We start from the raw sequence: 19298 nt of genomic DNA, 5'->3' as shown, positions 1-19298 counted from the left end.
TCATGAAGCAAAAGCAGACTCTCGGAACACCACGGCTGCTGGGCATCGTCTGGCCCTTTATTGCCGTTGTGCTATTTCAGGCATTGCTTGGCGGCGTCAGCCTTTACGTGCTTTCCGCAGTCCGCGGCTATGTAGCGGGGGAGAGTCTCTGGTCCAAGGGCCAGAAAGACGCCATCTATTACCTCAACCTCTACGCCGACAGCCGCGACGAGGCGATTTTCCGCAAATACCAGCAAGCCATCGCCGTACCCGAGGGCGGCCATGAACTGCGGGTAGCGCTGGACCGCCAACCGCCGAACCTGGAAGCGGCACGGGCCGGCATCCTCAAGGGCGGCAATCACCCGGACGATGTGGCCAGCCTGATCTGGCTTTATCTGAATTTCCGTCACTTCAGTTATCTGGAAGAAGCCATCGATCTCTGGACGGTGGGCGATGGCTACCTGACCGAACTGGATAACGTTGCCCGGCAGATGCACAGCAGTATTGTCGCGGGCCAGGCGTCAGAGGTGGATATTCGCGGCTGGAAGGCCCAGATCTTTGCGATCAACGATTCCGTCACCCCGGCTGCCAAGGCGTTTAGCGACGCATTGGGCGAGGGCTCGCGTTTCATCCTGCGGCTCTTGCTGGTGACCAATTTCGCCACCGCCCTGGGGTTGATCGTCCTGGCGTTGTTGCGTACCCATAAACTGCTGGCCCAGCGGCAGGTGTTCGCCAATGCGCTGCAGATGGAGAAAGAGCGGGCACAGATCACCCTGCAATCCATAGGCGATGGGGTGATCACCACCGACGTGGAGGGGGCCATCGCCTACATGAACCCCGCCGCCGAAGCGATGACCCACTGGAAAGCCGAACACGCCACGGGCTTGCCCCTGGCCGCATTGTTCAATTTGCTCGATGACAATGCTCAGACCGAAGGACTGACCCTGATCGAGCACATCCTCAGCGGTCGGCTCAGCGGCGCCAGTGAACATTCGAAACTGATCCAGCGCCTGGATGGCAGCACCGTGTCGGTCACCCTGGTGGGCGCTCCGATCCGCCATGCGGGCAAGGTCAGTGGCGCCGTGCTGGTGCTGCATGACATGACCCAGGAGCGGCAATACATCGCCAACCTGTCGTGGCAGGCCACCCATGACGCCCTGACTGGCCTGGCCAACCGCCGCGAATTCGAGTATCGCCTCGAGCAGGCCTTGCACAATCTCACTCGCCAGATCGGGCGCCATGCCTTGATGTTTCTCGACCTGGATCAGTTCAAGCTGGTCAACGACACCTGCGGTCATGCGGCGGGTGACGAATTGTTGCGGCATATCTGCGCCTTGCTGCAGTCAGGGCTGCGGGAAAACGACACCCTGGCCCGGCTGGGTGGCGATGAGTTCGGGATCCTGCTGGAGAACTGTTCGCCGGAGGCGGCGGAAAAAATCGCCGAAGGGTTGCGCCAGACCGTGCAGAACCTGCACTTTGTCTGGAAGGGCCGGCCGTTCGTGACCACCGTGAGCATCGGCCTGGTGCATATCGCCCAGACTCCGACGACCCTGGAGGCTTCCCTGCGGGCTGCCGACATGGCCTGTTACATGGCCAAGGAAAAGGGGCGCAACCGGGTCCAGGTCTATCATGCCGACGACTCGGAGTTGTCCCTGCGTTTTGGCGAGATGGCCTGGGTCCAGCGCTTGCACATGGCCCTGGAGGAAAATCGCTTTTGCCTGTACGCCCAGGAAATCGCCGCGCTGGGTCCAGGCGATCATGGTGGCGGGCACATTGAAGTCCTGTTGCGCCTGCATGACGAAGCCGGGCGGATGATCCTGCCGGACAGCTTCATTCCTGCGGCGGAACGTTACGGGCTGATGACGTCCCTGGACCGTTGGGTCGTGGAGAACGTCTTCAAGATCATCCGCCAGTGCCTGAATGAATCGCGGCAGGGCCCCATGGCGATGTGTGCGATTAATCTGTCAGGCACAACTATCGGAGATCAGGCGTTCCTCGACTTCCTGCGTAAACAGTTTGTGGCTTACTCGATTCCGCCGGAAATGATTTGTTTTGAAATTACAGAGACCAGCGCTATTTCGAATTTGGGCAGTGCGATCCGCTTTATCAATGAACTCAAGAGCTTGGGCTGCTATTTTTCTCTGGACGACTTTTGCGCCGGAATGTCTTCATTCGCTTACCTGAAACATTTACCTGTAGACTTCTTGAAGATCGACGGGAGTTTCGTAAAGGATATGCTGGACGACCCGATTAACCGTGCAATGGTCGAAGTGATCAATCACATCGGGCACGTCATGGGTAAGCGCACGATTGCCGAGTTTGTTGAAACCGCCCAGATCGAGCAGGCATTGCTGGAGATAGGGGTGGACTATGCTCAGGGGTATGTGATCGAACGCCCGCAATTGTTTACCTGCGACACGTTGCAATGTCGGCCGGCCCGGCCCCAGCCACTGTTATTCAAGGCCCCCGGCACGTTCCGCTGAAACTCTTGTTGATCCGAGAAAATCACAATCAAAAGGAGCCCGACAGTGATCGACACATTCAACCGAACAGGCCCGCTCATGGACGCCACAAGCTATCCGAAATGGGCACAGCAGCTCATTACCGATTGCAGCGAGAGCAAGCGCCGGGTTGTCGAACACGAACTGTATCAGCGCATGCGCGACAACAAGCTCAGCGCCAAGACCATGCGCCACTACCTCATTGGTGGTTGGCCGGTCGTCGAACAGTTCGCTTTATACATGGCACAGAACCTCACCAAGACCCGCTTTGCCCGCCACCCCGGCGAGGACATGGCGCGTCGCTGGCTGATGCGCAACATTCGTGTCGAACTCAACCATGCCGACTACTGGGTCAACTGGAGCGCCGCCCATGGCGTGACCCTGGAAGACCTGCAAGCCCAGCAGGTACCGCCTGAGCTTCATGCCTTGAGCCACTGGTGCTGGCACACCAGTTCCTCGGACTCGTTGATCGTGGCCATCGCCGCGACCAACTACGCCATCGAAGGCGCCACGGGAGAGTGGTCGGCGCTGGTGTGTTCCAATGGTGTCTACGCGGCCGCCTTCGCCGAGGAAGACCGCAAGCGGGCCATGAAATGGCTGAAGATGCATGCCCAGTACGACGATGCCCATCCTTGGGAAGCCCTGGAAATCATCTGTACGCTGGCGGGGATGAACCCGAGCAAGGCCCTGCAAACGGAGCTGCGCCAGGCCGTGTGCAAGAGCTATGACTACATGTACCTGTTCCTGGAGCGTTGCATGCAGCTGGAACAGGCTGAGCCTGCCAGCAGGACGTCTGCCACCCGTGAGCGTCTGGCGCTGGCCGGTAGCTGATTACTACCGCTACAGATAGACACAACCTGTGGGAGCGAGCCTGCTTGCGAAGAGGTCTGGGCAGTCGACGGGGAGGTTGACTGCCAGGCCCCTATCGCGAGCAAGCTCGCTCCCACAGTTGTTTTGGATGAGTGCTGGCTTCAGGTTCACCCCAAATCCCTGTGGGAGCGAGCTCGTTCCCACAATCGTTTTCAGCCGGCCATCGCCAGCCGATTGCGGCCTTCGCGTTTGGCTACGTACAGCGCGCTGTCGGCCCTGCGCAGCAGGCTTTCCGAGGACTCCCCCGGTAGCAGGGTGGCGCACCCCAGGCTGACCGTCAGCTCGATCCTTGTGCCTGCGGCGAAGTAATCCTGGGTCTGGGCGGCATGACGCAGTCGTTCACCGACCATGGCCGCCGCATCACGGCTGGTATTGGCCAGCAGGATCAGAAACTCTTCACCACCGAACCGGAACACCATGTCCACATTGCGCAGTTGGCCCTTGATCGACTCGGCCACGGCCTTGAGCACGTCGTCGCCAACGCCGTGACCATGGCTGTCGTTGATGCGCTTGAAATGATCGATATCGAGCATCAGCACCGACAAGGGTTGCGAATGACGCTTGGCCATGTCGATTTCCCGCATCAGGGTCTGGTCCATGGCGATGCGGTTGCCGGTACCGGTCAGCGGATCGCGCAGGGCGCTTTGGGTCGCGGCGCGGTAGAGCAGCGCGTTGCGCAGTGGATACAGCAGCGTCGACATGATGGATTCAAGGTCGCTCTGTTCCGCCTCCGAGAACCGTTGGTTACGACGGAATACCAGCTCACCCAGGTGTTCGCCTTCATGGCTGAGATTATAGCTGAGGGTGTGATGCCCGCGTTGCCCGAACTCCAGGCGCAGGTCACTGGCTTTGTGCTGATAAGCCAACGCATCCAGGGGCACCAGTCGCTGGATTTCCCGGAAAAACAGGCCCAGGATCCGCTGCGGCTCCAGGCTGGTCTGTAGTTGCTGGCTCAGTTGCTGGCGCAATTGCGACAGACTGACCGAGCGTGCAGGGAGCGGCGATGGCTGGGTCAGGCCCAAACGCTGCAATTTGGCGCTGTCGAAGTCGAACGCGTTGATCTGGTTGGGCGTTTTCATTTGGCGTTAGCCCCTAAGCTAAATCTGTCCCGCAGGTTGGGTGTGGCGGCTTTGGGCTGCGCGTCTTACTGGTCCTTCAGTCCCGTAGGACAACTGATTTGAGTCTAGTCCGCTTTCCATGGCAGGCATAAGTCTCGTCTCACCGTCCATTACCTGCCGAACCTGGCATGTTTGAAGAGGTTAGAGCGAAAGTCGTGCCATTCGGTTCACTTGTGTAAAAACCGATTAGGAATCAATGAATTGATAGCGAGTCGCGAACGCAGGGGCGACGTGGACTTGGCGGTTCGTCTGGTTTGGCGTCGACCGGGGCCGCCATCGCGACGGTAAATCGTCGCGATGGCGGCTTCATTATTGTGCGTTATTGTGCGTTGAACGCCTGACCGTTGACGCCGGTGCTGTCCGGGCCCATGAGGTACAGGTAGACCGGCATGATCGCTTCGGGCGTCGGGTTGTTGAGCGGGTTTTCTCCCGGGTAGGCCTGGGCGCGCATGCTGGTGCGGGTGGCGCCGGGGTTGATGCTGTTGGCGCGCACGGCGGCGACGGTATCGACTTCGTCGGCCAGGGTCTGCATCAGCCCCTCGGTGGCGAACTTGGACACGCCATAGGCGCCCCAGTAGGCCCGGCCCTTGCGGCCGACGCTGCTGGAGGTGAACACCACGGACGCATCCTTGGACAGCTTGAGCAGCGGCAGCAAGGTGCTGGTGAGCATGAACATCGCGTTGACGTTGACGTGCATCACCCGCATGAAGTTCTCACCGGACAATTGTTCCAGTGGGGTGCGTGGGCCGATGATCGAGGCGTTGTGCAGCAAGCCGTCCAGATGCCCGAACTCGGTTTCGATCATCGCCGCCAGTTCATCGTACTGATGGGGCAGTGCGGTTTCGAGGTTGAACGGGATCACCGCTGGCTGCGGATGACCGGCCGCTTCGATTTCATCGTAGACCTGGGTCAGGTTGGCTTCGGTCTTGCCCAGCAGCAGTACGGTGGCACCGTGGGCGGCGTAGGTTTTCGCCGCTGCGGCACCGATTCCGCGACCGGCGCCGGTGACCAGGATCACCCGGCCATTGAGCAGGTCGGGACGGGCGGAATAATCAAACATAAAAAACCTCAACAAATCAATCTGTTGGCAGAAGCTGTAGTGGCGAGGGGATTGAGCCCCGCTGCTGGGAGCAGGCTGTGGGAGCAAAGCTTGCTCGCGAAACAGGCACCTCGATTCCTGAACGACCGCATCGCCTTCATCGCGGGCAAGCCTTGCTCCCACATAAATCCCTTCATCACAAGACAGTCACATCAGCAACTGCACAACGCGTTATCCAGCACTTCACGCAGCGCCGAGGGGTGGTCGATCACCACATCCGCGCCCCAGTGCCTGGGGTTGTCGTCCGGGTGGATGTAGCCGTAGGTCACCGCGCAGGTCTTGGTGCCGGCGCTGCGGCCGGACTCGATGTCCCGCAGGTCATCGCCCACGAACAGCACGCTGGCCGGGTCCAGGTCGAGCATCTTGCAGGCCAGGGTCAGCGGCTCCGGGTCCGGCTTGCTGTTTTTCACGTGGTCAGGGCAGATCAGCACTTTCGAGCGCTCGGCCAGGCCCAGTTGCTGCATGATCGGTTCGGCGAAACGCACTGGCTTGTTGGTGACCACGCCCCAGATCAGATTGGCCGCTTCGATATCGGCCAGCACTTCGGCCATGCCGTCGAACAGGTGGCTGTGGACCGCACAACCCTTGAGGTAGCGGTCAAGGAATTCCTGGCGCAGTTCCTCGAACCCTGGTGATTCCGGGTCCATGGAAAAGGTCACCGCGACCATCGCCCGGGCGCCGCCGGAAATCTCGTCGCGAATGTGCTGGGTGTTCATCGGTGGCAAGCCACGGTCGGCGCGCATGGCCTGGCAGATGGCGATGAAGTCCGGCGCAGTGTCGAGCAGCGTGCCGTCCATGTCGAAGAGAACCGCTTTGAGACGCATCGCCTTATTCCTCGCGCAGGGTCTGGATCATGTAGTTGACGTCAACGTCGGCGGCCAGCTTGTAGTGCTTGGTCAGCGGATTGTAGGTCAGGCCGATGATGTCCTTGACGGTCAGCCCGGCCGCGCGGCTCCAGGCGCCCAGTTCGGAGGGACGGATGAATTTCTTGAAGTCGTGAGTGCCCCGCGGCAACAGCTTCATGATGTATTCGGCGCCGATGATGGCGAACAGGTAGGCCTTCGGGTTGCGGTTGATAGTGGAGAAGAACACCTGGCCGCCCGGCTTGACCATGCGGAAGCAGGCGCGGATGACCGAGGACGGGTCTGGCACGTGTTCGAGCATTTCCAGGCAGGTGACCACGTCGAATTGGCCGGGCATTTCTTCGGCCAGGGCCTCGGCGGTGATCTGCCGGTATTCCACGCTGACGCCTGACTCCAATTGATGCAGTTGCGCCACCGCCAGCGGCGCTTCGCCCATGTCGATGCCCATCACCGTCGCCCCGCGCTGGGCCATGGCCTCACTGAGGATGCCGCCACCGCAACCGACGTCGAGGACCTTCTTGCCGGCCAGGTTGACCCGTTCGTCAATCCAGTTGACCCGCAGTGGGTTGATGTCGTGCAGCGGTTTGAATTCGCTTTCACGGTCCCACCAGCGATGGGCCAGGGCTTCGAACTTGGCGATTTCGGCGTGGTCGACGTTGCTCATGTGCAGATCCTCGAAAAGCTTGAAAAATCAGATGCCCCGAGCCGTGGCTCCAGGGGCGTGGTCATTCGTTGTGGCCGCTGATGCGCCGACCCCAGGCCTGGGCCGCGGCGATCAGTGTCGGTTCGTCCAGGCGGGTCAGCCGGCCATCCTCCAGTAACGGCTTGCCGCCTACCCACAGGTATTTGACGCAGTCGCGGCCGGTGGCATAAATCAGTTGCGACACCGGGTCGTAGATCGGCTGCTGGGCCAGGCCAGACAGATCGAAGGCCACCAGGTCGGCGGCCTTGCCGACTTCCAGGGAGCCGACGGTCGCTTCGATGCCCAGCGCCCGGGCACCGTTGAGCGTGGCCATGCGCAGCGCCCGATGGGCATCCAGGGCCGTGGCCGACCCGGCGACGGCCTTGGCCAGCAGGGCGGCGGTGCGGGTTTCGCCGAGCAGGTCCAGGTCGTTGTTGCTCGCCGCACCATCGGTGCCGAGTGCGACATTGACGCCGCCTTGCCACAGGCGCTCCACCGGGCAGAAACCGCTGGCCAGCTTCAGGTTCGATTCCGGGCAATGGATCACGCTGCAATTGCTTTCTACCAGCAGGGCCAGGTCCTCGTCGCTGATCTGAGTCATGTGCACAGCCTGGAAGCGTGGCCCCAGCAGGCCCAGACGTGCCAGGCGAGCCATTGGCCGCTCAGCGGTGTTATCCACAGCCTGCTGCACTTCGAAGGCGGTTTCATGAACATGCATATGAATGGCCGCGTCCAGTTCCTCGGCGATCACGCGGATTTTCTCCAGATTCTCGTCCCCCACCGTGTAGGGCGCGTGCGGGCCGAATGCGACTTTGATCCGCGGATGGTGCTTGAGGTCGCCAAACAATTCGATGCCCTGACGAATGGCGTCGTCGGCGCTGGCGGCACCGGGGATCGGAAAATCGAGGATCGGAATGGCGATTTGCGCGCGAATCCCGCTGTCGTGGACGCACTCGCTGGCGATCTTGGGGTAGAAATACATGTCGGAGAAGCAGGTGATGCCACCCTTGATCTGCTCGGCGATTGCCAGGTCAGTGCCATCCCGGACGAAATCTTCATCGACCCATTTGGCTTCAGCCGGCCAGATGTGCTGTTCCAGCCAAGTCATCAAGGGCAGATCGTCGGCCAGGCCGCGAAACAGGGTCATGGCCGCGTGGCCGTGGGCGTTGATCAGGCCGGGGCTGAGCAGCATGCCGGGCAGTTCACGGACCTCGGTGGCGTCACACTTCAGGGCTTCTGCCCGTGGACCGATGAACACGATGCAACCGTCGCGAATGCCCAGGCCATGGTCCTTGAGCACTACACCGGCGGGTTCGACAGGCACCAACCAGGTCGGCAGCAATAATAAGTCGAGCGCAACGGCAGGCTTGGGCATCGTGGAACGGTTCCATGGGGTATAAAGGATGGCGAAGTATACCCGAGCGTCTTCGCGGAGGGATCGCTATAATCGGCGGCTTTGTTCATGAGTACGGGGTGAAGGATGCGCGATCGACTATTGGCTGCGGAGAAGGTGAAGGCCATCGATTGGCGTAATGGCGTCCTGTACCTGCTGGACCAGCGTAGCTTGCCGTTCGAGGAAAGCTGGATCGCCTGCACCCGTATCGCGGATGTGGCCGAGGCCATTGGCTCGATGGCCGTGCGCGGCGCACCGGTCATCGGCATCAGTGCGGCGTATGGCGTGGTGCTGGCGGCGCGGGCCAGGATGGCCGAAGGCGGCGATTGGCAAGCGGCCCTGGAGGCCGATTTTGCCTTGCTGGCTGAGGCCCGGCCGACGGCGGCGAACCTTTTCTGGGCGCTGGATCGAATGCGCGACCGGCTGGGGCGCTTGAAAGAACATGCCGAGCCGCTGGCGGTACTCGAGGCTGAAGCCATCGCGATCCACGTGAGTGATCGCGAAGCCAACCTGACCATGGCCCAGTTGGGGGTCGACCTGATCCGCAAGCACCAGGGCAACGCCCAGGCCATTCTCACCCATGGCAACACCGGCGCCCTGGCCTCCGGCGGTTTTGGCACGGCCTTGGGGGTTATCCGGGGGGCGTATATCGAAGGCATGGTGGAATGCGTCTATGCCGATGAAACCCGGCCGTGGCTGCAAGGCTCGCGCCTGACGGCTTGGGAACTGGCCCGGGAAGGCATTCCGGTGACCCTCAACGCCGATTCCGCCGCCGCCCATATCATGAAGACCAAGGGTGTGACCTGGGTGATCGTCGGTGCCGATTGCATCGCCGCCAATGGCGACGTGGCGAACAAGATCGGCACTTACCAGCTGGCGGTCTGTGCCATGCACCATGGTGTGCGTTTCATGGTGGTGGCGCCGAGCTCGATCATCGACATGAGCCTGGCCAGCGGTGAAGACATCCCGGCGGAGGAGCGCGACGGGCGCGAACTGCTGGAAATCGGCGGCAGGGGGCTCGGCGCGGAGGTGGGCGCCTTCAATCCGGTCTTCGATATCACCCCGGCGGATCTGATCGACGTCATCGTCACGGAAAAGGGCATCATCGAGCGCCCGGACACCGCGAAGCTGGCACAGTTGATGTGCCGCAAGCGGTTGCATTGATGATGGGTGCTGCCTGATTGCCGCCATCGCGAGCAAGCTCGCTCCACATGCAAAGATCCCTGTGGGAGCGAGCTTGCTCGCGATGAGGCCCTTGAAGGCAACAAATCCCTTGCATTTTGCCCCTGAATCTCCATCCACAGCGCTTCTAAGCCCCTCTGGTCCCATATCAGCCTGTCACCGGTCAACTAACTACGCACCATGCGCATCTGGGGGATAGGTGCGTGGCGGCTCTTGTGATAACATCCGGCGGTTTCCAAGGCTGCCTCGCGAGGTGGCCTTTACTGCGCAGATCCATGGCATAACTCGTTGATTTGTCGTAAGTCGCTGCACGGCATTTGTTCTGCAGCGGCGAGCTTCGTTCGTCCCATCTGGATGTGACGAGGTTTCACCAGAAAAAGGAATCAGGCTTCTCATGGGCGAACTGGCCAAAGAAATCCTCCCGGTCAATATCGAAGACGAGCTGAAACAGTCCTACCTCGACTACGCAATGAGCGTAATCGTCGGGCGGGCGCTGCCGGATGCGCGCGATGGCTTGAAGCCCGTGCACCGGCGCGTGCTGTTCGCGATGAGCGAGCTGGGCAACGACTTCAACAAGCCGTACAAGAAATCCGCCCGTGTCGTCGGCGACGTGATCGGTAAGTATCACCCCCACGGCGACACTGCCGTGTACGACACCATCGTTCGTATGGCGCAACCCTTCTCCTTGCGCTACCTGCTGGTAGACGGCCAGGGCAACTTCGGTTCGGTGGACGGCGACAACGCCGCGGCCATGCGATACACCGAAGTGCGCATGACCAAGCTGGCCCACGAGCTGCTGGCCGACCTGCACAAGGAAACCGTGGACTGGGTGCCGAACTACGACGGCACCGAAATGATCCCGGCGGTCATGCCGACCCGTATCCCGAACCTGTTGGTCAACGGCTCCAGCGGTATCGCCGTGGGCATGGCGACCAACATCCCGCCGCACAACCTCGGTGAAGTCATCGACGGTTGCCTGGCGCTCATCGACAATCCCGAGCTGACCGTCGATGAGCTGATGCAATACATCCCCGGTCCGGACTTCCCGACCGCTGCGATCATCAACGGTCGCGCCGGCATCATCGAAGCCTACCGTACCGGCCGTGGTCGCATTTACATGCGCGCCCGCTCGACGGTGGAAGACATCGACAAGGTCGGCGGCCGCCAGCAGATCGTCATCACCGAACTGCCGTACCAGCTGAACAAGGCTCGCCTGATCGAGAAGATCGCCGAGCTGGTGAAAGAGAAGAAGCTCGAAGGCATCACCGAGCTGCGTGACGAGTCCGACAAGGATGGCATGCGTGTCGTGATCGAGCTGCGCCGTGGCGAAGTGCCTGAGGTGATCCTCAACAACCTCTACGCCCAGACCCAGTTGCAAAGCGTGTTCGGCATCAACATCGTTGCGCTGATCGACGGCCGTCCGCGGATCCTGAACCTCAAGGACCTGCTGGAAGCCTTCGTGCGTCACCGTCGCGAAGTGGTCACCCGCCGCACGGTGTTCGAACTGCGCAAGGCCCGCGAGCGTGGCCACATTCTCGAAGGCCAGGCCGTCGCCCTGTCGAACATCGACCCGGTGATCGCCTTGATCAAGGCCTCGCCAACTCCGTCGGAAGCCAAGGAAGCGCTGATCAGCACCCCTTGGGAGTCCACTGCGGTGGTGGCGATGGTCGAGCGCGCTGGCGCCGATTCGTGCCGCCCGGAGAACCTCGACCCGCAATACGGTCTGCGCGAAGGCAAGTACTTCCTGTCCCCGGAACAGGCGCAAGCCATCCTGGAACTGCGCCTGCACCGCCTGACCGGCCTCGAGCACGAGAAGCTGCTGGCCGAGTACCAGGAAATCCTCAACCAGATCGGCGAGCTGATCCGCATCCTCAACAGCGCTACGCGCCTGATGGAAGTGATTCGCGAAGAGCTGGAAGTGATCCGCGCCGAATACGGCGACGTGCGCCGCACCGAGATCCTCGATGCGCGCCTGGACCTGACCCTGGGTGACATGATCCCGGAAGAAGAGCGCGTGGTGACCATTTCCCACGGCGGCTACGCCAAGACCCAGCCGCTGGCCGCCTACCAGGCCCAGCGTCGCGGCGGCAAGGGCAAGTCAGCGACTGGCGTCAAGGACGAGGACTACATCGCTCACCTGCTGGTCGCCAACAGCCACACCACGCTGCTGCTGTTCTCCAGCAAGGGCAAGGTGTACTGGCTCAAGACCTACGAAATCCCGGAAGCGTCCCGTGCCGCTCGCGGCCGTCCGCTGGTCAACCTGTTGCCGCTGGACGATGGTGAATACATCACCACCATGTTGCCGGTGGAAGAGTACACCGAGGGGCACTACATCTTCATGGCCACCGCCAACGGAACCGTGAAGAAGACCCCGCTGGAGTCCTTCAGCCGTCAGCGCAGCGTCGGTCTGATCGCCCTGGAGCTGGACGAAGGTGACGTGCTGATCTCCGCCGCCATCACCGACGGCGAGCGTGAGGTCATGCTGTTCTCCGACGGCGGCAAGGTCACTCGCTTCAAGGAATCCGACGTTCGCGCCATGGGCCGTACCGCTCGCGGTGTGCGCGGCATGCGCCTGCCGGAAGGCCAGAAGCTGATTTCCATGCTGATCCCCGAAGAAGGCAGTCAGATCCTCACCGCTTCGGCCCGTGGTTATGGCAAGCGCACGGCTATCAGCGAGTTCCCCGAGTACAAGCGTGGCGGCCAGGGCGTGATCGCCATGGTCAGCAACGAGCGCAACGGTCGTCTGGTCGGTGCGGTCCAAGTGCTCGATGGCGAGGAGATCATGTTGATCTCCGACCAGGGCACCCTGGTGCGCACGCGGGTCGCCGAAGTGTCGAGCCTGGGTCGTAACACCCAGGGCGTGACGCTGATCAAGCTGGCCAGTGATGAAACGCTGGTCGGGCTGGAGCGGGTCCAGGAGCCGTCGGAGGTTGAAGGCGAGGAGTTGGACGGCGAGGAAGGCGTGGCGTTCGACGGTACCCTCGGTGCCGATGTCGACGACGCTGTCGGCGAGCAACCGCTCGACGCTGCCGCAGACGAAGAAGAACCGCAGGACTAAGCGGACACGCAGGGGGCGGATGAAGATTCGCCCCCTTGTTGTTTGTCCCGTTTGAAAATTTGCGACACTGCGCATCCCCCTGTGGGGGTAATGCTGCTCACTTAAGGTTCGTTTGATTCAGTGTGGCGAGAGAGCAAGCTCCCTCGCCACGGATTCATCCATACCTGGAGTGGACGATACCTTTATGTGGGAGCGAGCTCGCTCGCGATGACGGCCTGACATTCAACATCACTGTTGACTGTTGCATCGCTATCGCGAGCAAGCTCGCTCCCACAGTGCAGACTCAAGATTTAAGTGACCACCAGATCAGAGCGAGATTGGATGTGAGCAAGAGAGCCTATAACTTCTGTGCCGGCCCGGCGGCGCTTCCTGAAGCGGTCCTGAAGCGTGCCCAGGGTGAACTTCTCGACTGGCATGGCAAGGGCCTGTCGGTCATGGAAATGAGCCATCGCAGCGATGAGTTCGTGTCCATTGCCACCAAGGCCGAGCAGGACCTGCGTGATCTGCTGAACATCCCGTCCAACTACAAGGTGCTGTTCCTGCAAGGCGGCGCGAGCCAGCAGTTCGCCCAGATCCCGCTGAACCTGCTGCCGGAAAACGGCAAGGCCGACTACATCGATACCGGCATCTGGTCGCAGAAAGCCATCGAAGAAGCTTCGCGCTACGGTCATGTCAATGTGGCCGCCACCGCCAAGCCCTACGACTATTTCGCGATTCCCGGCCAGAACGAGTGGAACCTGTCCAAGGATGCGGCCTACGTTCACTACGCACCGAACGAAACCATCGGTGGCCTGGAATTCAACTGGATCCCGGAAACGGGCGACGTGCCATTGGTGGCCGACATGTCCTCGGACATTCTCTCGCGCCCTGTGGATATCTCCCGTTTCGGCATGATCTACGCGGGTGCCCAGAAGAACATCGGCCCAAGCGGCATCCTGGTCAGCATCATCCGTGAAGACTTGCTGGGGCGTGCCCGCTCCCTGTGCCCGACTATGCTCAACTACAAGGTCGCGGCCGACAACGGCTCGATGTACAACACCCCGCCGACCCTGGCCTGGTACCTGTCGGGCCTGGTGTTCGAATGGTTGAAGGAGCAGGGCGGTGTCGAAGCCATCGGCAAGCTCAATGAAGTGAAGCAGCGCACGCTGTATGACTTCATCGACGCCAGTGGCCTCTACAGCAACCCGATCAACAAGACCGATCGCTCGTGGATGAACGTGCCGTTCCGCCTGGCCGATGACCGTCTCGACAAACCATTCCTGGCCGGTGCCGACGAGCGCGGCCTGCTGAACCTCAAGGGCCACCGTTCGGTCGGTGGCATGCGCGCCTCCATCTACAACGCCGTCGACATCAACGCCGTCAATGCGTTGATCGCCTACATGGCAGAGTTCGAGAAGGAACATGGCTGATGTCTGAGCAAGAACTCAAGGCGCTGCGCCTGCGTATCGATGCCCTGGACGAAAAGGTCCTGGAGCTGATCAGCGAGCGCGCGCGCTGCGCCCAGGAAGTCGCCCGGGTGAAGATGGCCTCCCTGGCCGAAGGCGAAGTGCCGGTGTTCTATCGCCCCGAGCGTGAAGCGCAGGTGCTCAAGCGTGTCATGGAGCGCAACAAGGGGCCGCTGGGCAACGAAGAGATGGCGCGTCTGTTCCGCGAAATCATGTCTTCGTGCCTGGCCCTCGAGCAGCCGCTGAAAGTCGCCTACCTGGGCCCGGAAGGCACCTTCACCCAGGCGGCGGCCATGAAGCACTTCGGTCACGCCGTGATCAGCAAGCCAATGGCGGCCATTGACGAAGTGTTCCGTGAAGTGGCCGCCGGCGCGGTGAATTTTGGCGTGGTGCCGGTGGAGAACTCCACCGAAGGCGCGGTCAACCACACGCTGGACAGCTTCCTCGAGCACGACATGGTGATCTGCGGCGAAGTCGAGTTGCGCATCCACCACCACCTGCTGGTGGGCGAGAACACCAAGACCGACAGCATCAGCCGGATCTATTCCCACGCCCAGTCGTTGGCCCAGTGCCGCAAGTGGCTGGACGCCCACTATCCGAACGTCGAGCGCGTGGCGGTATCGAGCAACGCCGAGGCGGCCAAGCGGGTCAAGGGCGAGTGGAACTCGGCGGCGATTGCTGGCGATATGGCGGCCGGCCTCTATGGGCTGACGCGCCTGGCGGAAAAAATCGAGGATCGCCCGGACAACTCCACGCGATTCCTGATGATCGGCAGCCAGGAAGTCCCGCCGACTGGCGACGACAAGACCTCGATCATCGTTTCCATGAGCAACAAGCCCGGCGCGCTCCATGAACTGCTGGTGCCGTTCCATGACAACGGTATCGACCTGACGCGGATCGAGACCCGTCCGTCGCGCAGCGGTAAATGGACCTACGTGTTCTTCATCGATTTCGTCGGCCACCACCGCGATCCGCTGGTAAAAGGTGTGCTGGAGAAAATCAGTCAGGAAGCAGTGGCACTCAAGGTGCTGGGTTCCTACCCCAAAGCAGTTCTTTAAGGGCGGATAGCAAATGAGTGGCAACTTCCTCGCTCTGGCTCAGCCAGGCGTGCAACAACTCTCGCCTTACGTTCCGGGCAAGCCCGTGGATGAACTGGCCCGTGAACTGGACCTGGATCCGGCCAGCATCGTCAAGTTGGCGAGCAACGAAAACCCGTTGGGCGCGAGCCCCAAGGCACTGGCGGCGATCCGCGACGAACTGGCCGAGCTGACCCGTTACCCCGATGGTAATGGCTTTGCACTCAAGAGCCTGCTGGCCGAGCGCTGTGGTGTCGAGCTGAACCAGGTGACGCTGGGCAATGGTTCCAACGACATCCTTGAGCTGGTCGCTCGTGCGTACCTGGCGCCAGGTCTCAACGCGGTGTTCAGCGAGCACGCGTTCGCGGTCTACCCGATCGCGACCCAGGCCGTCGGCGCGGACGCCCGTGTGGTTCCCGCCAAGGACTGGGGGCACGATCTGCCGGCCATGCTGGCCGCCATCGATGCCAACACCCGTGTGGTTTTCATTGCCAACCCGAACAACCCGACCGGCACCTGGTTCGATGCCCAGGCCCTGGATGACTTCCTCCAGGACGTGCCCGCGCACGTGCTGGTGGTGTTGGACGAGGCTTACATCGAATATGCCGAAGGCAGCGATTTGCCCGATGGCCTGGATTTCCTCGCGGCTTACCCGAACCTGCTGGTTTCGCGCACCTTCTCCAAAGCCTATGGGCTGGCCTCGCTGCGGGTCGGCTACGGCCTGTCCACCGCCGTGGTGGCCGATGTGCTGAACCGCGTGCGTCAGCCGTTCAACGTCAACAGCTTCGCCCTGGCCGCCGCCTGTGCGGCCTTGCAGGATGAAGCCTACCTGGCTGAAAGCCGTCGCCTCAACGCGGCCGGCATGCAGCAGTTGGAGGCGGGGCTGCGTGAGCTGGGGCTGGGCTGGATTCCATCCAAAGGCAATTTCATCTGCATAGACCTGGGGCGTGTTGCCGCGCCGGTGTACCAGGGGCTGTTGCGCGAAGGTGTGATCGTGCGTCCGGTGGCCAATTACGGCATGCCGAACCACCTGCGCATCACCATCGGCCTGCCGGCGGAAAACAGCCGTTTCCTCGAGGCGTTGAGCAAGGTCCTGGTTCGTGGTTGATGTCACTTCGTTGCAACCTGCTGCCCCTATGATCGGTCGCCTGGTGGTGGTCGGCCTGGGGTTGATCGGCGGTTCGTTCGCCAAGGGCTTGCGTGAAAGCGGCCTGTGCCGTGAGGTGGTCGGTGTCGACCTGGTCCCGCAATCGCGCAAGCTGGCCGTGGAGCTGGGTGTGGTCGATCGCTGCGAGGATGACCTGGCGATCGCTTGCCAGGGCGCGGACGTGATCCAGCTGGCAGTGCCGATCCTGGCCATGGAAAAGCTGCTGGCACGCCTGGCGAGCATGAGTTTGGGGCAGGCGATCCTGACCGATGTCGGCAGCGCCAAGGGCAACGTCGTGCGTGCCGCCACCGAGGCGTTCGGCGGGATGCCGGCGCGCTTCGTGCCCGGTCATCCGATTGCCGGCTCCGAGCAGAGCGGGGTGGAAGCCTCCAACGCCGAACTGTTTCGTCGTCACAAAGTGATTCTCACGCCGCTGGACCAGACGGATCCAGCCGCGTTGGCGGTGGTGGACCGTTTGTGGCGCGAACTGGGTGCCGATGTCGAGCACATGCAGGTCCAGCGTCACGATGAAGTACTGGCCGCCACCAGCCATTTGCCGCACCTGTTGGCGTTCGGCCTGGTGGATTCATTGGCCAAACGCAATGAAAATCTTGAGATCTTCCGTTACGCTGCCGGCGGTTTCCGCGATTTCACGAGAATCGCCGGAAGCGACCCGGTCATGTGGCACGACATCTTCCTCGCCAACCGCGAAGCTGTCTTGCGCACACTCGATACATTTCGCAGCGACCTCGACGCCTTGCGCGACGCGGTCGATGCAGGGGACGGGCACCAATTGCTGGGCGTTTTCACACGCGCCAGGGTGGCCCGCGAGCATTTCAGTAAAATCCTGGCCCGACGGGCCTATGTGGACGCTATGAACTCCAACGATCTGATTTTCCTGGCACAACCTGGTGGCTCCGTGAGTGGGCGTATTCGTGTACCGGGCGATAAATCGATTTCCCACCGTTCGATCATGCTCGGCTCCCTGGCCGAAGGCGTGACCGAGGTGGAAGGCTTCCTCGAGGGCGAAGACGCCCTGGCGACGCTGCAAGCGTTTCGCGACATGGGGGTGGTCATCGAAGGTCCGCACCACGGTCGCGTGACCATCCATGGTGTCGGCCTGCACGGCCTCAAGCCTGCCCCGGGGCCGATCTACCTGGGTAACTCCGGGACTTCGATGCGTCTGTTGTCCGGCTTGTTGGCTGCGCAGGACTTCGACAGCACCCTGACCGGCGACGCCTCGCTGTCCAAGCGCCCGATGAATCGTGTCGCCAACCCGTTGCGGGAAATGGGCGCGGTCATCGAGACTGCCGCCGACGGTCGTCCGCCGATGACCATCCGCGGTGGCAACAAGCTCAAGGGCCTGACCTACACCATGCCGATGGCCAGCGCCCAGGTGAAATCCTGCCTGCTGCTGGCCGGTCTCTACGCCGAAGGCAAGACCACCGTCACCGAGCCGGCCCCGACCCGCGACCATACCGAGCGCATGCTGCGCGGCTTCGGCTACCCGGTTACGGTGGATGGCGCCACGGCGTCCGTCGAGTCTGGTAACAAGCTGACCGCGACCCACATCGAAGTGCCGGGCGATATCTCGTCTTCGGCATTCTTCCTGGTGGCCGCCTCGATCGCCGAAGGCTCCGACCTGGTGCTCGAGCACGTCGGCATCAACCCGACCCGCACCGGCGTGATCGACATCCTGCGCCTGATGGGCGCTGACATTACGCTGGAAAACCAGCGTGAAGTCGGCGGCGAACCCGTAGCGGACCTGCACGTACGAGCAGCTAAACTCAAGGGCATCGAGATTCCGGAGGCGCTGGTTCCGCTGGCCATCGACGAGTTCCCGGTGCTGTTCGTGGCGGCCGCCTGTGCAGAAGGGCGCACCGTGCTGACTGGCGCCGAAGAGCTGCGGGTCAAGGAGTCGGATCGCATCCAGGTGATGGCTGATGGCTTGCTCGCCTTGGGCGTCAAGTGCCAGCCGACGCCGGACGGCATCATCATCGACGGCGGCCAGATCGGCGGCGGCGAAGTCCATGGTCACGGTGATCACCGCATCGCCATGGCCTTCAGTGTTGCGTCTTTGCGCGCCAGCGCGCCGATTCGCATCCATGATTGCGCCAACGTGGCCACGTCGTTCCCGAATTTCCTGGCGCTGTGCGCACAGGTCGGTATTCGAGTAGCACAAGAGGCGCAGTCGTGAACATCAAGGCACCGGTCATCACCATCGATGGCCCAAGCGGTTCGGGCAAGGGCACCGTCGCCGGGATCCTGGCCAGGCAGTTGGGCTGGAACCTGCTCGACTCGGGTGCCTTGTACCGGCTGCTGGCATTCGCCGCCGCCAACCATGGCGTCGACCTGACCAATGAAGAATTGCTCAAGGCGCTGGCGGCTCACCTGGACGTGCAATTCATTGCGGCGACCGACGGCCAGCTCCAGCGCATTATCCTGGAAGGTGACGAAGTCAGTGATGTCATCCGTACCGAAAGCGTGGGCGCCGGGGCCTCCCAGGTCGCCGCGCTGCCAGCGGTGCGCGAAGCGTTGCTGCAGCGTCAGCGTGCTTTCCAGGAGCCGCCGGGGCTGGTGGCTGACGGTCGCGACATGGGCACGGTGGTCTTTCCTGACGCGCCGTTGAAGATTTTCCTCACCGCCAGCGCCGAGGAGAGGGCGCGTCGCCGATATTTGCAGTTGAAGGGCAAAGGCGAGGATGTTAGTCTGTCGAGTCTGCTAGATGAGATCCGTGCACGCGACGAGCGTGACACCCAGCGCGCAGTAGCCCCGCTCAAGCCGGCGGCCGATGCGATACAGCTGGATTCAACGGAGTTGTCCATCGATCAGGTGCTGCAACGCATCATGAGCGAGATCGCCATTCGCGATATCGCCGGGTGACC

General features: G+C 61.9%; 14 protein-coding genes. 9 read left to right on the top strand and 5 right to left on the bottom strand.

Going from position 1 to position 19298, the window contains the following annotated elements; genetic code table 11:
• The first annotated feature begins 2 nt into the window (after positions 1 to 2).
• Positions 3 to 2462 carry an EAL domain-containing protein gene (locus BLU85_RS03930; RefSeq protein ID WP_092197721.1) on the top strand — a complete coding sequence of 820 codons (2460 nt, stop codon included), beginning with the start codon at positions 3 to 5 and terminating at the stop codon, positions 2460 to 2462.
• A gap of 78 nt (positions 2463 to 2540) precedes the next feature.
• Complete coding sequence (locus tag BLU85_RS03925) at positions 2541 to 3311, top strand: iron-containing redox enzyme family protein (protein ID WP_371914222.1); 771 nt, start codon at positions 2541 to 2543, stop codon at positions 3309 to 3311.
• A gap of 191 nt (positions 3312 to 3502) precedes the next feature.
• Here the strand turns inward: BLU85_RS03925 and BLU85_RS03920 are convergent, their stop codons facing one another.
• From BLU85_RS03920 to BLU85_RS03895, 5 genes are all read right to left on the bottom strand, one after another.
• Positions 3503 to 4429 (bottom strand): GGDEF domain-containing protein, encoded by a 927-nt coding sequence (locus BLU85_RS03920; protein ID WP_092197717.1) that lies wholly within the window; start codon positions 4427 to 4429, stop codon positions 3503 to 3505.
• A 358-nt stretch (positions 4430 to 4787) separates the two neighbouring features.
• On the bottom strand, positions 4788 to 5528 hold the full coding sequence (locus BLU85_RS03915; protein ID WP_060738597.1) for a YciK family oxidoreductase: 741 nt from the start codon (positions 5526 to 5528) through the stop codon (positions 4788 to 4790).
• Positions 5529 to 5719: 191 nt separating this feature from the next.
• Positions 5720 to 6391, bottom strand: coding sequence for an N-acetylmuramic acid 6-phosphate phosphatase MupP (gene mupP / locus BLU85_RS03905; protein ID WP_060738596.1), 672 nt, complete (start codon positions 6389 to 6391; stop codon positions 5720 to 5722).
• Positions 6392 to 6395: 4 nt separating this feature from the next.
• Complete coding sequence (gene ubiG, locus BLU85_RS03900; RefSeq protein ID WP_063322361.1) at positions 6396 to 7094, bottom strand: bifunctional 2-polyprenyl-6-hydroxyphenol methylase/3-demethylubiquinol 3-O-methyltransferase UbiG; 699 nt, start codon at positions 7092 to 7094, stop codon at positions 6396 to 6398.
• A gap of 61 nt (positions 7095 to 7155) precedes the next feature.
• A complete protein-coding gene (locus BLU85_RS03895; protein ID WP_092197713.1) occupies positions 7156 to 8487 on the bottom strand; it encodes a TRZ/ATZ family hydrolase in 1332 nt (443 codons plus the stop codon).
• Between the two features lie 105 nt (positions 8488 to 8592).
• Here BLU85_RS03895 and mtnA point away from each other — a divergent pair, with 105 nt between their 5' ends.
• From mtnA to cmk, 7 genes are all read left to right on the top strand, one after another.
• Entirely contained in the window at positions 8593 to 9669 is a 1077-nt protein-coding gene (gene mtnA / locus BLU85_RS03890; protein ID WP_092197711.1) for an S-methyl-5-thioribose-1-phosphate isomerase, read from the top strand.
• A gap of 412 nt (positions 9670 to 10081) precedes the next feature.
• A complete protein-coding gene (gene gyrA, locus BLU85_RS03885) occupies positions 10082 to 12745 on the top strand; it encodes a DNA gyrase subunit A (protein WP_092197709.1) in 2664 nt (887 codons plus the stop codon).
• 323 nt (positions 12746 to 13068) lie between these two features.
• Positions 13069 to 14154, top strand: coding sequence for a 3-phosphoserine/phosphohydroxythreonine transaminase (serC, locus tag BLU85_RS03880; RefSeq protein WP_041024563.1), 1086 nt, complete (start codon positions 13069 to 13071; stop codon positions 14152 to 14154).
• Positions 14154 to 15248: a prephenate dehydratase gene (gene pheA, locus BLU85_RS03875; RefSeq protein ID WP_003199233.1), complete on the top strand. Its 1095-nt coding sequence runs from the start codon at positions 14154 to 14156 to the stop codon at positions 15246 to 15248. The genes serC and pheA overlap by 1 nt, the downstream gene beginning before the upstream one ends.
• Positions 15249 to 15261: 13 nt before the next feature.
• Positions 15262 to 16374: a histidinol-phosphate transaminase gene (gene hisC / locus BLU85_RS03870; protein ID WP_092197707.1), complete on the top strand. Its 1113-nt coding sequence runs from the start codon at positions 15262 to 15264 to the stop codon at positions 16372 to 16374.
• Between the two features lie 28 nt (positions 16375 to 16402).
• Positions 16403 to 18610, top strand: a complete 2208-nt coding sequence (locus BLU85_RS03865; RefSeq protein WP_256572825.1) for a bifunctional prephenate dehydrogenase/3-phosphoshikimate 1-carboxyvinyltransferase — start codon at positions 16403 to 16405, stop codon at positions 18608 to 18610.
• Positions 18607 to 19296: a (d)CMP kinase gene (gene cmk, locus BLU85_RS03860; protein WP_014337227.1), complete on the top strand. Its 690-nt coding sequence runs from the start codon at positions 18607 to 18609 to the stop codon at positions 19294 to 19296. The genes BLU85_RS03865 and cmk overlap by 4 nt, the downstream gene beginning before the upstream one ends.
• Positions 19297 to 19298 lie beyond the last annotated feature (2 nt).

The sequence above is a fragment of the Pseudomonas sp. NFACC14 genome (assembly GCF_900106885.1).
In the GTDB taxonomy this organism is placed as follows: domain Bacteria; phylum Pseudomonadota; class Gammaproteobacteria; order Pseudomonadales; family Pseudomonadaceae; genus Aquipseudomonas; species Aquipseudomonas fluorescens_AA.
This window is presented reverse-complemented; position numbering and strand designations above follow the sequence as displayed.